Raw genomic sequence first — 13798 nt, forward strand, 5'->3', positions numbered from 1 at the left:
TAATACTTTGTTCTCTAGGTTCAGACCTTAATAAACAGTAGTTATTGAAATAATAAAAAGCCCTTGTTGAATATCAACAAGGGCTTTTTTATTTAACCTGATTACGTTTTGAGATAAGAAGAGTAAATATTATGCTCACTCTACTTTAATCAAATTACGTATCATTAGAACGATGTTTTAACTTCAAATCTAGCTGTTGCACCATCACCAATCGTTACGTTACTAATACCGCCACCCGCTAGGTAATCTTCGTCAAATAAATTTTCAATATTTAGACGTAAATCAACATTTTTGCCCATAAATTTAGTTTTATAAGCAGCGCCTACATCTACTCGGCTATATGCACCTTTCTTAACAGTATTAGCACTATCAGCAAAGCGTGTGCCTTGGTAAAAAATACCAGCATTTAATGCTAATTGCTCAGTTAACTCGTAACGTGACCATATAGAAGCTGACCATTTTGGCGCATCAACAGGCGTATTACCTTCAAAGCTTTTATCTTCTTCAAATTTAGCATCTAAATACATAACTGAAGACATAACAAACCACTTATCAGTTACTGCACCTTGGGCAGAAAGTTCGATACCTTTATGTACCTGTAAACCTGACTGAGTTGTTACTGATGTAAATTCTGAGCTATCAAGTAGGTTCTCACTGATAAGCGTACCACTTTTCTCAATATCAAAAATGGCTGTGTTGATCAGTAAACGATCTGATACTTTCCATTTCGCACCAATTTCAACTTGCTTAGATGAAACCGCATCGATTTCCATACCAAAGTTTTGATCAAGTTCATCATTAATTGTTTCACTTGATTGTGGCTCAAATCCTTCTGAGTAATTAACATATATAGTGCTGTTTTCATCTGGATGAAATAACACACCCACTTTAGGTAATAATGATTGGTTGTCAGCACCTTCTTTATTTTGCTTATCGTAACGACCGCCAATAGCAACTTGCCAATGATCATTAAAGGTAATCAAATCTTGAAAATAAATACCATAGTAATCGTATTCAGTTTCACTCACCGTTAGGTCTCTATTGTAGTCAAGATCAGGTCTTGATGGCTCAGTTTGACCTGGAGTGAAAGTTATTGAATCACCTCTTTCAATTAACTGACCGTAGTAATAATCAAGGCTGTTAGCTCCAACTAAAATATTGTGTTCAACACCAGCAAAAGATACTTCACCATTAATATCGATGAAAGCTGTTTTGAATTTCCAGTCGTCATGACGATCATACGGGTTTGAAGTATAGCTATCACCAGTACTGTAACTAGGGTTTGACTCGAAACGTTGACGTTCAAAATCTTGTTCGTTATAACCGACTTTAACTTCCCATTCAGGGTTCACAAAATAAGTTAATTTAACACCTTTGTTCTCAACAGTTATGTCTGTAAATGCCCAAGAGAAATCGTTGATGGTATGTTCGTTACTGATCACATCGCCATCAGTATTTAACCAAGCACCTGTATCTAAACCTGCTTTATCGTTGGTTCTATCGTAGTAAGCATTAATAATAAAATTATCACTAAGTTTATGTTCAACCACTAATGAACCTAAAAAGCGATCACGTTCACGTTCTTCACCGTTATGGTATTCACGTTCAAAGTCGACATCTTGCTTAACTAAAACTGCTCGGTAATTAGTGTCAGCAAAAATTTCACCTGCTGCATCTAACATAAAACGAGTTGAGCCGTTTTGATCAACGTCTGCACTCACTTCTAATAATGGAGTAGCCGTTGGTTGCTTAGTTACCATGTTAATCAAACCGCCTGGAGCAGATTGACCATATAGAATACTTGATGGACCTTTGATCACTTCAACACGAGATAAAGTTTCAATAGGTTGTTGATAGTGAGACCAATGCTGATGTCCGTCTCTTAGGTAACCTGTGCCTGAACTTAACTCAAATCCTCTAGAACTAAAAACTTCGCGGTTTCTTTGTTTAGAACCTGGAGATAAACTCGCATCATTATTTAGCACTTCGCCTAACGTAGTAGCTAATTGTTCATCAATAATTGTTTCTGGAATGACGGTAACGGATTGTGAAGTTTCTAATAAAGAAACATTTGCACGCATCGCACCTGAAGCGTTTTCAACTTGGTAGTTATTAAAATAGGTTCCTTTTACCTTAATTACTTCAATATCTTTTTCATTATTGTCTTTTATTTCAGCTGCACTCGACAGTGAAAAAAGCGCAAGATTAACACTAATAAAAACATGACTTAACTTCATTACAATTCCATTCATTCGTTCAATTATTTTTAAGTGCGGGAATCATAACACAAACACGAATGATATCAATTACCATTTGAATGGTTATTTGTAATAATAGAAATGTGTGCTACTGGTAGGTTTTTTACAACAAAAAAATCCCATCAAGATAAATTTACTTTATGTATTTACTTAAAAATGAAGAGATACTCAACGCCTGAAGACATAAGCCAAGCTAAAACACCGCAATTTACGACAACAGTAAGCCAATAACGTTTCTAAATTCTTTTTTCTGTGATTTATGACGTAAAACTTGTTGTGCAAGTGCAGCACCTGGCCAGCCACCAAGTAAGGCAATAAGATGCAGAGTACTTTCTTTGATCCGCCATGCGCCCTGCTGTGCCCTTGATTTATCTAATGCATAAGCAATAAATGAAACCACACTGGTCACCATATAAAACACAAGTAAGTGTTGAGGAATCTTACCTTGAATAAAGGCGATAGATAAAAAAGCGAGAAAAGTACAAGATAAATAAATCGAAAATAAATTAAATTGCTTACCATTTTTAGGTTTCATTTTTTCACCCGTAAAGTAAGCGTTATCGGCACAATAACGTTCTTGCCTGTCTTTAGTAATAGAAAACGTAATAACGTCATTAATTTGAGGTACGCGCTGTTTATTTGAGAATGCATTTTTACGAATAAAAATATGTTCTCCTCCTCCATGAGGTAAGATAAAACCAAAAGCTTTGGTTTCATCCCACTTAATCAACTTCCCTTTGAGTAGCATTTAATAATCCTTTATTTATATTTAACCTGAGTTCTAGTTATTTAATTCAATTTAAATATTAGGGCATAATCCATATTTAGCCATATTTAAAATAACAATCCTAATAAAACTTTATTTAACCTGAACTCGGTTTAATATATTTTTAATTCATTGAAATTATTACTAATAAAATCAACTTAGACTCTAGCTTGATAGTTTTTCTTTCTTCAAGGAAAATTTCGCGTCAATAGCTAGCCTATTGCAAGTAAATTTAACGATGAAGCAACTAAAAGTAGCTGTTAGAGAAGCATATATTAAGCTGAGCTCAGGTTATTTAATCAATAAGGTATACCGCATAAATAGACTGAACAACATCTATCGAACCAGGTTCAAAAGCACCATTAACGATATTTGCTGGAGCTGAATCTCGCATCATACTCACCTTAGCCATACTTGAATATGCTGCTTCGCCACGTATAGCTTCTGCAGATGCACGATAAAGTTGACCTAGATTTACTTCAAAACCTTTTGCTAGTTCTTTCGCTGATCGCTTAGCGTCAGCTATAGCAAGTAATGCAGCTTTTTTACTTAACTCTTCAATATTAGACGCCATTAATTTAACGCCTTGCATTTCGGTAATACCCACATTAACTAAACTCTGAACTAAATGAGAATAACGACTTAAATCTTTAAGATATAATTGCACTGAGCGTGTCACTTTATGACCGATAAAAACTTGCTTACGCGTAATATTGTCGTATTGAGTTTCGCGTTGAATATATAGCTCAGACGCTGATATATCTTTTGTATCAAGTTTATAATCTTTCGCTATTTTGATCACAGCGGCAGACAATGTGTCCGCTTCTTTTTTAGCGGCTACAAGATCTTTATTACGTGTAACAATTGAAAACGATACTTGAGCCGTATCAGGTACTACCGTTATTTTACCTGTACCTTTTACATAAAAATGTGGAACATCGGGTAGTGATGCCGCAGCAGTAAAAAAACTCATACATCCTAGCATTGCGATTAAATACTTCATTATATTTTCCTTAATTAACGTTGCGTAAAGTAATCTCGACAGATCAAAAGACTCTAGTCATTAAATTTAAATTCTACCTGTAGCTCTTCGTTGGCTTGTTGATTTCCCTCCTTAACTGTCGGTTGAGGATATCGCCATTGAGACAAGGCTTTTTTCGCCGACTTTTCTAAATCTCTTGGTACATTACTTTGTATTATTTTAATGTTTTTTACCTTACCTTCCTTAGTTATATTGTAAGCAAGTTTTACTCTTCCACCTTGATGGGTAGTTAACACTCGATTAAGTGAAGGCATTACTTTAAAGGTAGGCTGAATAACTTCATGTTCTAAAGCATTAGGAATAAGAGCAATCTTACTCACTTTACTGCTATCTAAAGTAATAGCTTTTGCCGGTTGTGGTTTAACTTGAATCGCCGCATTTAAGTCGAAACTTCTTTCAGGCTGTTGTTCAAGAATTTGCTTTTCTTTAAGCGCCTTATGTTCCCGTTTCATATTGATTGCTTGATTGTCTTTATCAAAGCGTTCCAATTCAATCGTATCAACAAATACCATAGCCGTAACATCTTGTTTTGTGGCTTGATCAGGTAAGTAGGCAAAGTGATTAATAACCGCAAAAATACCAAATGAGGCTACGCCACCTAAAGTTAATATAGAAAACATCTCTTTCATTCTCAACTTTGGTTTTATAGGCTTTTCAGTAAAGTTTATTTTAGGTGCATGTATCGTATTTTTTCGCTGCGAATAAAGAGCATCGATATCTTTATCAAACTGATCGCGACCCTTTTCAGTACTCATGATTTAGCTCCAACTTTACTTTTAATATGATTTCTTGCGTAACGTAAACGACTTTTAATAGTTTCTTGGGATTCGTGAGTCAGCTCGGCTATTTGCATTAACGAAAAGCCCTCTTGTTGAAAAATGAAAGCTTCCCTTTGTAAAAAGGGTAAGTCTAATAATGCTTGATTAAACAGATTGATTTGCGTGTCTTTTTCGATAGCTTGCTCAAGATTATGAGAATGAGACAGCTGATCGTCAAATTCTATATGTTGCCATTTATTTTGTTTTCTTAATTCATCTATTAACGTATGTCTTGCAATAGTAAACAACCAACTTTTGATATGAGTAGGAGTCATCTGACTTTGGCTATTCATAACCTTAAGCCAGACTGTTTGTACAACATCTTCAGCCGTTGCTTTATCAGACTGACTTAATAAATAGTGATACAAGCTCCCATTAAATGCTTCAACTAAAAGCGTTAAATAGTGTTTTTTCCCCGTAGCAATATATTGCGCCATCACCTCTTCAGGACTGGCGTTGCTTGTTACGTGAGAAAGGCTAACTTGAGCAGTGCTCAGCCAGCCTTTAATTTTTGACTGTAAATTCAAATAATTACCGTCATTATTTTTATATTGATATCAGTTACCTTCAAATCATTACCTTATATTTGCTGATCCATATTGAAATCTAATTGTACTGTTTGGTTTATTTGATTAACAAACTCACCATTCATCGACTTGGCTTTATATTTCCACTTTTTCAGGGCTTGTTTAGCTGCACGATCAAACATACGTTTTGGATTTGAATCAAGTACAGATATATTAATCACTTCGCCTAAGGTATTTATATCAAATGCTAACTGAACCCAACCTTCAATACCATCACGCGCTGCCGCAATAGGATATTTAGGACTAATACGCACAATAGGTCGAGCATCATGATCTGGCGCTATAGGTATTTCCCCTATTGTACTGGTATTCGTTGGGGGTTTAATGTGAATAACGCCACCTACAGCAACACCTGGACCTTTATCAATAGCCGTAATAAGTTTTGGCATCGGTTTAGGTGCTATAGGCGGTTCTGGTAATTTTTTTACTTTAACTCTTGGTGGTGTGTCGGGTTTGTTCTGGTTTACTTCAACAAAAACAGGTGGTAAAGATTCTGTAATTCTGACCTCATCACTACTCACTAAATACGCCATAAAAATAAATAAGCTAAAGGTTACGATACTAGCTGCCGATATTATACTGAATGCTTTTTTCATTTTGATTCCTCTGTTTATCTTTAATTAATAAAGAGGTGCGATCACACGGATTTTGTATTTTTAACAACATGTTCTTTAATAGAACGAAGAGAAAAGGAAAAAGGGGTTAATTATTTATTTAAATAATTATCTTTAGAACATTAAGTGCTAACATCACACCCTTACTTTCGATATAACAACGACTTAAACAGGCTTGAACGTGCCTCATTAGGATAAAAATAAGATGCAGAAAATAACAAATTTATTCTCCTATCTATTAGTGATTTTATTTATAGAATCAATCGCACTAGCAACACTGCACGGCACTTATATTGAAGCTTTAGTTATCGGGCTTCCGAGTTTATTAATCCCGTTATGGATGTTCAGTCAAGCCCCTAAGTCAGCATTAACCAGACATACCGCTGCCCTTGCAACTATGATCTTTGCTTGTTTACATATCCATCAAACAAACGGATTGATAGAAGTACATTTCGAAGTATTCATTTTAATGGCTTTCTTAATTGTATTTAGTGACTGGAAAGTATTTGTTACCGCAGTATCTTTAATTATTGTTCATCATGTTTCGTTTTATTTTATGCAGTCTGCAAACATGGGAGTTTATGTTTTCACTCCAGGAAACCTTATTTTCACTACCATACTTATCCATGGTGCATACGCTACCGCAGAAGGTATTGTTGCGGGTTATGTCGCTAAATTGATGAAAGATGAAAGCTACTTAGGTAATCAATTATCTCATGTGTCAGAAAATATTATGGCTGATGCACATTCAATTGATGTACATGTTCGTGCTAATGAAAAATCGAATCCTATTTTATCTAACTTCAACCGTTTGCTTTCATTGTTCAGCACTATGGTTACGCAAGTTAAAAGTATTTCAGACGACCTAAAACACAACGCGAATGCCCTAAACACAACCAAAGATGAATTAGAAACGTCGGTTAATCAGCGCCAACAAGAAACCGAGATTATTACAGACTCGATTGAACACATGGTAGTTAATGTGGCATCTATTGCAGAAAGTGCATCGCAGTTAAGCCAAAAAATGCTTGAAGCGAATCAACTAACGCAAAGCGCTAACGAACAAATATCAACGGTAAATAAACAAAACTCTCAGCTCACTTCATCTCTACAACAAACCAGTAATGAAATTAGTGAATTAGCGAACTCAAGCATTGCCATTGCAACGGTATTATCTGAAATAACAAGCATTGCTGACCAAACAAATTTATTAGCATTAAACGCAGCTATTGAAGCCGCTAGAGCAGGTGAACATGGTCGAGGGTTTGCCGTAGTAGCAGACGAAGTTAGAGCTTTAGCGACAAGAACTAAAGACAGTACCAATAAAATTTCAGACACAGTTAATCAGCTATCTGGCTATTCAAAGCGTTCAACAGAATCTATGGAAGTTAACATTACGGTAATCAATGAAATTATTACTCGTACTGATGAAGCCTCTGACATTATTTATCAAGCCTCAGCACTAGTATCAGAATCAAGCGCTGTTGCTGTTGATGTTGCCGCAGCGGTTGAAGAGCAATCTAGAACAACCGACAGCATTTCACAAAGCACTAAAAACTTACGTGAAATGGGCGCTTTAGATGCACAAAAAATTACTATGCTAGTTGACGAAGCCGTAAGAATTCAAGCAACGTCAGACGCGATGGGCGAAAGTGTTGCCAACTTCAAGTAACCCAAATCCTCAGAATGGAAGTAAAACCGAAGCCCCACTACATTTATATATTATTGTTTTTGTATGGTTAGGTTTTACTGTTCTTGCTGCTGCATATTTTATTACTGATCGTTTGGTGGCGTTTGATCCAAGTCAAAAGCTCAACAATATGTCTCAAAATGCCTTAGTAGAAAAAATTAAGGCTGAATTTGAATTACCTAATAACTTATCTAATACACTCATTAATTTTGTGAGTGAGAACTGCCGCTGTAATCAAACCAGTAGTTCGCATTTGTCTGATGTAAAAATGACAGCTGAAAGAGAAAACATGTCGGTTATTAATGTTGTTATTCCAGATAACTTCTCAGGTATTATTCCTTCTACTCCTGCCGTATTAGCACTAGACCATAACAGCGAGCTTATTTATTTCGGTCCTTACTCTGAAGGTTTATCATGTGGTAGTGGTGAAGGAATAATTGATTTAGTCATGTCTAATTATAAGAAAGGCTTTAACGCGAAATTGATCATGACAAGCACCGAAGGCTGTTACTGTAATATATAGCTACAACACATAGAGCCTAACACCCCACATAAAAAGGTTTTAAAGACCTATTGTTAATGGCACACTTTAGCATCGGAATTTTAAATCCAAGTCGACAAGGATGAAATAATGTTTATTTTTAAGAATTTATTATCAAAATTAATAACACCACTATTTGCACTTTTTATTGTTATGTCGAGCCAAGCTTCATTCGCTGAAACAACACAAGCTAATGAACATATATCATTTAATGCACCTTGGGTACGCGCAATGCCGCCTACGGTTATGCATACGGCTGGTTATGCTGAAATACATAACGCGAGCCCTGTTGCTGATAAACTCATTAACGTATGGAGCTCAGCAATCACTACAATAGAAATACATCAAACCAAGCAAGTAGATGGCATTTTTAAAATGTTAGAAGCAGAAAACCCAACCATACCGCCTAACGGAAAACTTGTATTACAACCTGGTGGTTATCACCTCATGATGATGGGCATAAAAAGTCCGTTAATTGAAAACGAAACGCTAGTGATCAACTTTGAATTTGAACGCGCTGGTGTTGTACAAATGAATTTTCCAATACGTAAAAAGTAAACCGTATGCAGCTATCGCGTTTATACCCGTTTCACTTTAATTTAGCGGGTTTCTCTCAACTAAAAGTCAAAGTAAGAGTTATCGTTACCGCGCTAACGATTTTACTGCTTACTAGCTGTGATATGACCGATGTGCATACTTCTAGCCCAACCTCTTCCTTCCCTCAAACCGACTCATTAGTTGAAACGTCTGATATTTCTTACGATGGTAAATACACCTTAATTACTGACGAAAAAAGCATTTGCTTGTGGAATAATCTAACTCAAAATCCACAATTACCATGCTTAACAGGTGAAGCTAGAAAATATATAGAAATAGTAAAAATTGCTAAAAACAATCAATATTTTATTACCTCAAACCGTGTCTCGGTGCGTTTATATTCAATACAAAGTGGCTTACTGATTGGAGAGTGGTCGTTACCAGATCACATTATTACCGACATCGCTTTATCAAAAGACTCTGATGTTATTTTATTAGGATTTAGAAGTGGAAAAGTAAGTGTTATTAACCCTTTTACCAAAGTGATGGCGACTTACCAAATGCATAAACTAGATATTAATTCGGTGAGTATTTCAGACGATGGTTTAACGGCTTTTACAGGCTCTAGCGATAAAACAGCCAAGTACTGGAATGTGCTTACAGGCGAAACAATTTATAACTTCAATCACATGTCACGCGTTAATCATGTGGCATTAAGTGCAGATCAAAGTATTGGCTTTTCAATTGATGGGATCAAAGATAAAAACATATGGAATTTAAAAACAGGCGAGTTAATTTCAGAGCTTGATTCTCATGTACGCTTTATGGTGTTTAACGATTCAGAAATTTCAGCTGACAATAGCTTATTACTCACAGGCTCACCTAAACAAACTATCCAACTATGGCGACTAACCGACGGAAAACTGATTGCTGAATGGCAAGCAACTCACCTTAAAAAACGTTCTTCCGTGTTGAGTGTTGCCTTTAAAGGAAATTCGATACTAAGCAGTACCAGCGACGGTATTTTAGAAGAGTGGCAGTTACCGTCGCCGTCTATTATTAATCAGCCTTAACTTTTACTTTTAGCCGATTTATAAGTTTAGCAAGAACAATTAAACACTTGCAGCATGAACATGTTTAGGCTGTGAGAAGTGCTTCCACACTAATCTTAATAACAATCCAGCTAACACAAACGATGTCATGTACATAAACCATTCTGGTAATATTTCGTGATGCTCGCCTAACATAGGAGCAACCACAATACCGTAATGTTCAACAAGGTAATCGGTTAATAAACCAAATAATACCGCAACACCAATCACACCAACTAAATAAGCCACAATCGCTCTTTTACCTAATTCTTTTGCGACTATACCTAAGGTAGCAACATTAGTTGCAGGACCCGCTAACATGAACACAAGTACAGCACCTGGCGATACGCCTGATAATAATAATCCAGCAGCAATAGGTGTTGATGCCGTTGCACATATATACATTGGAATACTCACTAAAATCACAACGACCATAGCAACAATGCCATTACCCCATTGTAGAAAGAAATTCTCAGGTACAAAGGTTTGTACCAGTGCAGCAAAGAATAAACCAATGAGTAACCATTTTGCTGTATCAGCTAATAACGAAGTACTGCTATAGGCAACAGCTTGGCTAAACTTAGCCCAATGGCTTTGAGTTGTAGCACCTGTATTAAGTGCACTAGCATCCGTCTTAGCACAACAAGACTTTTTAACAGGTTCAGCCACAGCTTTAGTACTACAACATGAAGTTTTAGCAGGTTCAGCTTCTACTTTTGCCTTTGTACTACAACACGCACTTGTTGCTGCTTGTGTGTTTTTTTCAGGTAAAGATTCAGCAGTAACTTCAATTGGCTTTTTCTCACTGCCCACTAATACACCCGCTACAATCGCGCTACATATTGCCGCTATAGGTCTTATTATCGCCATAAAAGGGCCGAGTAAAACATAAGATACCGTAATAGAATCTACGCCCGTTTCAGGTGTAGAAACCAGGAAAGCAGTAGTTGCACTTTTTGATGCTCCAGCTCGTCTTAAACCTAATGCTGCAGGTATAACACCACATGAACATAATGGCATAGGCGCACCTATTAATGCCGCTTTCACGGTTGTTAAAAAGCCTTCTTCACCTAAATGCTTATTTAAAAAGTCTTTAGGTAAATACACATTAATTAAGCCTGCAATAAACAACCCCAACAATAGCCACGGAGCTGATATTAAAAACAATTGACCAAAATTAGTAAGTAATTCCATCGTCGTCCTCCAAAGTTGTCAAAATAGAGCAGTTAGCCGCGCTTTTGTCGCCACCATCACATGCTTGTATCAATTTTTTTAAAGATGATTGTATTGCTATCAGTTCACTGATTTTTTCGTCAACTTGTTGTAACTTATGTTCAGTAAAGGATTTAACCTCATGACATTTATGACTGCCCTTATCTACTTGAATAGACAGTAACTCTTGAATGTCTTTTAACGTAAAACCACATTTTTTAGCACTAATAATAAACTGTAAACTGCGCAGATTATTATCGTTATATAATCGATAACCTGTTTCAGATCGTGAACAGGGTTTTAACAAACCATGTTTCTCGTAATATCTTAAAGTATCTGTAGTTACCGACAGTTTTTTTGCTAGTTCACCTATTTGATACATAACCTACTCAACATAACTCTTTAAATTTATTCTAGCTTAACTGTACACCTTGGAGTTAAGACCAAGGTCAATGACTTTTTTACTTTTTAACCTACCGATTTCTTAATCTCATCAATATGACAAGTTATCGCTTTAACATTTTCATAGCCGACACGCTGTAATTGCTCTGCCGCGAATACGGCTCTAACACCTGACGAGCAATGAATATAAATAGGTAATTCAGCATTCGGATATAGCTGCAACATTTTCATTTCTAATAACCCACGAGGAATATTAATAGTGCCTGCAATAACATTATCCGCAACTTCGCTAGGCTCTCGCACATCCACAACAACACCGTTATTTTGTTTAACTTCATTAAAAGCAACAGCGGCTGTAGTTATATTAATATTGGTTTTTATGTCGGCTATCACTGTTGGAATGGTTTTAAGCATGATAATTTCCTTTCATATAAGTGTATTAAATGGCTAAGATTAATGACGTATTTGAAGTATAATTACATGAATTTTAAACTTCAGTTAATATTAATTACATTCATTTTGAGATTTTATGCTGCCATCCCTCGTTGAAAAATTAATAGAAAGTTGTACTCGCGAAGATCACATCGACGTGAAAGCTTTTTGTGAAGCATTAGGTGTAACAATAGCGCTTCGACCTGAAATCAAAAACCTGTGTGAAATACATTTAGAAGGCGAGACAAAAAGCCCTGTTATTTCGTTAAGCCCAACGCTCGACAAAAAAACAAAATTCACTTTTGTTGTTATCGCATTAGCTGAATATATTTTAACGCCAGACCGTGTGGCACGTATGGGGATTTGCTACGACATTTTCTTTCTACAAGACATTTATCATCAACGTCATGGCTACAGAATGTTATTAGCCACACGTATCGCACTGCCTGAAAAACTCGTTAATATTGCTGGTTCAACCAGCCCTGATGCAGAACATATCATCAATAATTCTAACTACTTGCCACAATTTCTTCGCTGCTGTGTAAACAATAGTTCAGCGCTTTTCTTACTAGCAAACTTTAGTGACTTACCTAGTAACTAGCTAATACCAAACGGATTAATTTATTGAGCAACTTAGAGCTACATTAGCAAGCTTAGAACAAGAAAAATTGATTAAACATAGTTATTCTATATTTTTTTAATTTTGTGATGTTATCAGTTTGCTAATGAGCTCCCGAAGGGCGAGAATTTAATCCGTTTGGTATAATAACTAAAGAAGAACTCACCTCATGCTTATCCGTTTTTATATGAGTATTTCAAATTAGCCACTGTATGGAATATAACGAATTTTCTTAATCACTTTTTTTAGCTCAGTGAAGTTTATTTGATCAAAGTTTTTAAGCTGTTCATTCAAGATATTTCTGTTGGGTATTTCAGCTAAACTACAAATCAACACAATATTTTTATAATCATCAAATTCAATCAAAGCAATATATGGGAAGTGTTGTTTAATACCGATTAGCGCGGTTAACAGCTGCTCATCTGACTCTGCTTGCAAGTTGATCATCACAACGGTTTTATCGGTGGTAATGCTTTTGAGTTGAAAATAAAAATCTTGCGTAAAGAGAAATTCAGGGCTTTTTTCTTCTATAAATAAGTCACACAAAACCACATCATATTTGGTATAAGCTTGGCTATGGGGTTGTTGGATAAAATCTTCAGCTTTTTGGCAAACCACATGCACTTTTTTAGGTAAATTAAAATAACGTTTCGCCATATCAATAACAGCTTGAGATGATTCAACCGAGGTAATTATAACACTAGGAATAGTTGCCAAAGCACGCTCTAGCGAAGCTCCTCCTAATCCTAAGTTTAAAACTTTAAGTGGTCGATTCTTCCATAATAAAAACACTAATAACGATTGAGATATCGGCGTTAAAATTTGCTCAGGCGTAGCTTTACACATTAAAGATTGAACAACCTCGCCACCGTATTCAAACCATCGGTAATCTGTAGTTTCTTTAACACTTAACACACTGCCATTTACATCTTGCTGATGCACTAAACTATGTTTTTTTGTTAATAATTTTTTAAAATCCATAAAAATATATAAAACCTATAACCCATCAAAAATATTGTTAAGCGCAACTAAACTTAATATTAACAAACTTAGCTCTTATAGGAGTAAATGATCACATAATTTAATGTAAGCTTTCGTTTTTACCATTGTATTTTAGTCCTTTACAAGGTTATTTAATTCAAATTCTACTCATGAGTTTTGTAACCAAAATGTATAAAAAAAGTTACTG

Annotated in this window: 15 protein-coding genes; 5 read left to right on the forward strand and 10 right to left on the reverse strand. The window is 35.7% G+C overall.

All coding sequences use genetic code 11. From position 1 onward, the window contains the following. Positions 1 to 164: 164 nt before the first annotated feature. From ACPUVN_RS15365 to ACPUVN_RS15390, 6 genes are all read right to left on the reverse strand, one after another. Positions 165 to 2237, reverse strand: coding sequence for a TonB-dependent receptor (locus tag ACPUVN_RS15365; protein WP_426359459.1), 2073 nt, complete (start codon positions 2235 to 2237; stop codon positions 165 to 167). Between the two features lie 229 nt (positions 2238 to 2466). Beyond that, positions 2467 to 3006 (reverse strand): DUF1294 domain-containing protein, encoded by a 540-nt coding sequence (locus ACPUVN_RS15370; RefSeq protein WP_426369375.1) that lies wholly within the window; start codon positions 3004 to 3006, stop codon positions 2467 to 2469. 313 nt (positions 3007 to 3319) lie between these two features. Beyond that, a complete protein-coding gene (locus ACPUVN_RS15375) occupies positions 3320 to 4027 on the reverse strand; it encodes an SIMPL domain-containing protein (protein ID WP_426359457.1) in 708 nt (235 codons plus the stop codon). A gap of 53 nt (positions 4028 to 4080) precedes the next feature. Next, positions 4081 to 4821 (reverse strand): TonB family protein, encoded by a 741-nt coding sequence (locus ACPUVN_RS15380; protein WP_426359456.1) that lies wholly within the window; start codon positions 4819 to 4821, stop codon positions 4081 to 4083. Further along, the gene (locus ACPUVN_RS15385) at positions 4818 to 5411 is read right to left on the reverse strand and encodes an RNA polymerase sigma factor (protein ID WP_426369376.1); all 594 of its coding nucleotides are present in this window, start codon (positions 5409 to 5411) and stop codon (positions 4818 to 4820) included. Before ACPUVN_RS15385 ends, ACPUVN_RS15380 begins: the two co-directional genes overlap by 4 nt. A gap of 53 nt (positions 5412 to 5464) precedes the next feature. Then, complete coding sequence (locus tag ACPUVN_RS15390) at positions 5465 to 6067, reverse strand: energy transducer TonB (RefSeq protein ID WP_426359454.1); 603 nt, start codon at positions 6065 to 6067, stop codon at positions 5465 to 5467. A 223-nt stretch (positions 6068 to 6290) separates the two neighbouring features. Between ACPUVN_RS15390 and ACPUVN_RS15395 the strand changes: the two genes are divergently transcribed. The 4 genes from ACPUVN_RS15395 to ACPUVN_RS15410 all read left to right on the forward strand — a co-directional run bounded on the left by ACPUVN_RS15395 (position 6291) and on the right by ACPUVN_RS15410 (position 9926). Beyond that, positions 6291 to 7757: a methyl-accepting chemotaxis protein gene (locus ACPUVN_RS15395; RefSeq protein ID WP_426369377.1), complete on the forward strand. Its 1467-nt coding sequence runs from the start codon at positions 6291 to 6293 to the stop codon at positions 7755 to 7757. Beyond that, entirely contained in the window at positions 7741 to 8298 is a 558-nt protein-coding gene (locus ACPUVN_RS15400; protein WP_426359452.1) for a DUF6436 domain-containing protein, read from the forward strand. The genes ACPUVN_RS15395 and ACPUVN_RS15400 overlap by 17 nt, the downstream gene beginning before the upstream one ends. Before the next feature lie 108 nt (positions 8299 to 8406). Continuing rightward, positions 8407 to 8874, forward strand: a complete 468-nt coding sequence (locus ACPUVN_RS15405; protein ID WP_426369378.1) for a copper chaperone PCu(A)C — start codon at positions 8407 to 8409, stop codon at positions 8872 to 8874. A gap of 5 nt (positions 8875 to 8879) precedes the next feature. After that, positions 8880 to 9926: a WD40 repeat domain-containing protein gene (locus ACPUVN_RS15410; RefSeq protein WP_426359450.1), complete on the forward strand. Its 1047-nt coding sequence runs from the start codon at positions 8880 to 8882 to the stop codon at positions 9924 to 9926. Between the two features lie 39 nt (positions 9927 to 9965). Here the strand turns inward: ACPUVN_RS15410 and ACPUVN_RS15415 are convergent, their stop codons facing one another. The 3 genes from ACPUVN_RS15415 to ACPUVN_RS15425 form a co-directional block, all read right to left on the reverse strand. Then, positions 9966 to 11138 (reverse strand): SO_0444 family Cu/Zn efflux transporter, encoded by a 1173-nt coding sequence (locus ACPUVN_RS15415; RefSeq protein WP_426369379.1) that lies wholly within the window; start codon positions 11136 to 11138, stop codon positions 9966 to 9968. Next, positions 11122 to 11538, reverse strand: a complete 417-nt coding sequence (gene zntR / locus ACPUVN_RS15420; RefSeq protein ID WP_426369380.1) for a Zn(2+)-responsive transcriptional regulator — start codon at positions 11536 to 11538, stop codon at positions 11122 to 11124. The genes ACPUVN_RS15415 and zntR overlap by 17 nt, the downstream gene beginning before the upstream one ends. Positions 11539 to 11624: 86 nt before the next feature. Then, on the reverse strand, positions 11625 to 11972 hold the full coding sequence (locus ACPUVN_RS15425) for a rhodanese-like domain-containing protein (protein ID WP_426369381.1): 348 nt from the start codon (positions 11970 to 11972) through the stop codon (positions 11625 to 11627). A 115-nt stretch (positions 11973 to 12087) separates the two neighbouring features. Between ACPUVN_RS15425 and ACPUVN_RS15430 the strand changes: the two genes are divergently transcribed. Continuing rightward, positions 12088 to 12591 (forward strand): hypothetical protein, encoded by a 504-nt coding sequence (locus ACPUVN_RS15430; protein WP_426359446.1) that lies wholly within the window; start codon positions 12088 to 12090, stop codon positions 12589 to 12591. 219 nt (positions 12592 to 12810) lie between these two features. On the opposite strand, the gene ACPUVN_RS15435 is transcribed toward ACPUVN_RS15430, so the two are convergent. Beyond that, entirely contained in the window at positions 12811 to 13590 is a 780-nt protein-coding gene (locus tag ACPUVN_RS15435; RefSeq protein WP_426359445.1) for a spermidine synthase, read from the reverse strand. Positions 13591 to 13798: the final 208 nt, after the last annotated feature.

Origin of the sequence: Pseudocolwellia antarctica, assembly GCF_049933045.1 — a bacterium.
In the GTDB taxonomy this organism is placed as follows: domain Bacteria; phylum Pseudomonadota; class Gammaproteobacteria; order Enterobacterales; family Alteromonadaceae; genus Pseudocolwellia.

Excerpts from the sequence above, each read along its gene's own strand:
- ACPUVN_RS15365 (WP_426359459.1), bottom strand. The coding sequence starts at position 2,237 with ATGAAGTTAAGTCATGTTTTTATTAGTGTTAATCTTGCGCTTTTTTCA.
- ACPUVN_RS15370 (WP_426369375.1), bottom strand. The coding sequence starts at position 3,006 with ATGCTACTCAAAGGGAAGTTGATTAAGTGGGATGAAACCAAAGCTTTT.
- ACPUVN_RS15375 (WP_426359457.1), bottom strand. The coding sequence starts at position 4,027 with ATGAAGTATTTAATCGCAATGCTAGGATGTATGAGTTTTTTTACTGCT.
- ACPUVN_RS15380 (WP_426359456.1), bottom strand. The coding sequence starts at position 4,821 with ATGAGTACTGAAAAGGGTCGCGATCAGTTTGATAAAGATATCGATGCT.
- ACPUVN_RS15390 (WP_426359454.1), bottom strand. The coding sequence starts at position 6,067 with ATGAAAAAAGCATTCAGTATAATATCGGCAGCTAGTATCGTAACCTTT.
- ACPUVN_RS15395 (WP_426369377.1), top strand. The coding sequence starts at position 6,291 with ATGCAGAAAATAACAAATTTATTCTCCTATCTATTAGTGATTTTATTT.
- ACPUVN_RS15405 (WP_426369378.1), top strand. The coding sequence starts at position 8,407 with ATGTTTATTTTTAAGAATTTATTATCAAAATTAATAACACCACTATTT.
- ACPUVN_RS15410 (WP_426359450.1), top strand. The coding sequence starts at position 8,880 with ATGCAGCTATCGCGTTTATACCCGTTTCACTTTAATTTAGCGGGTTTC.
- ACPUVN_RS15415 (WP_426369379.1), bottom strand. The coding sequence starts at position 11,138 with ATGGAATTACTTACTAATTTTGGTCAATTGTTTTTAATATCAGCTCCG.
- zntR (WP_426369380.1), bottom strand. The coding sequence starts at position 11,538 with ATGTATCAAATAGGTGAACTAGCAAAAAAACTGTCGGTAACTACAGAT.
- ACPUVN_RS15425 (WP_426369381.1), bottom strand. The coding sequence starts at position 11,972 with ATGCTTAAAACCATTCCAACAGTGATAGCCGACATAAAAACCAATATT.
- ACPUVN_RS15430 (WP_426359446.1), top strand. The coding sequence starts at position 12,088 with ATGCTGCCATCCCTCGTTGAAAAATTAATAGAAAGTTGTACTCGCGAA.
- ACPUVN_RS15435 (WP_426359445.1), bottom strand. The coding sequence starts at position 13,590 with ATGGATTTTAAAAAATTATTAACAAAAAAACATAGTTTAGTGCATCAG.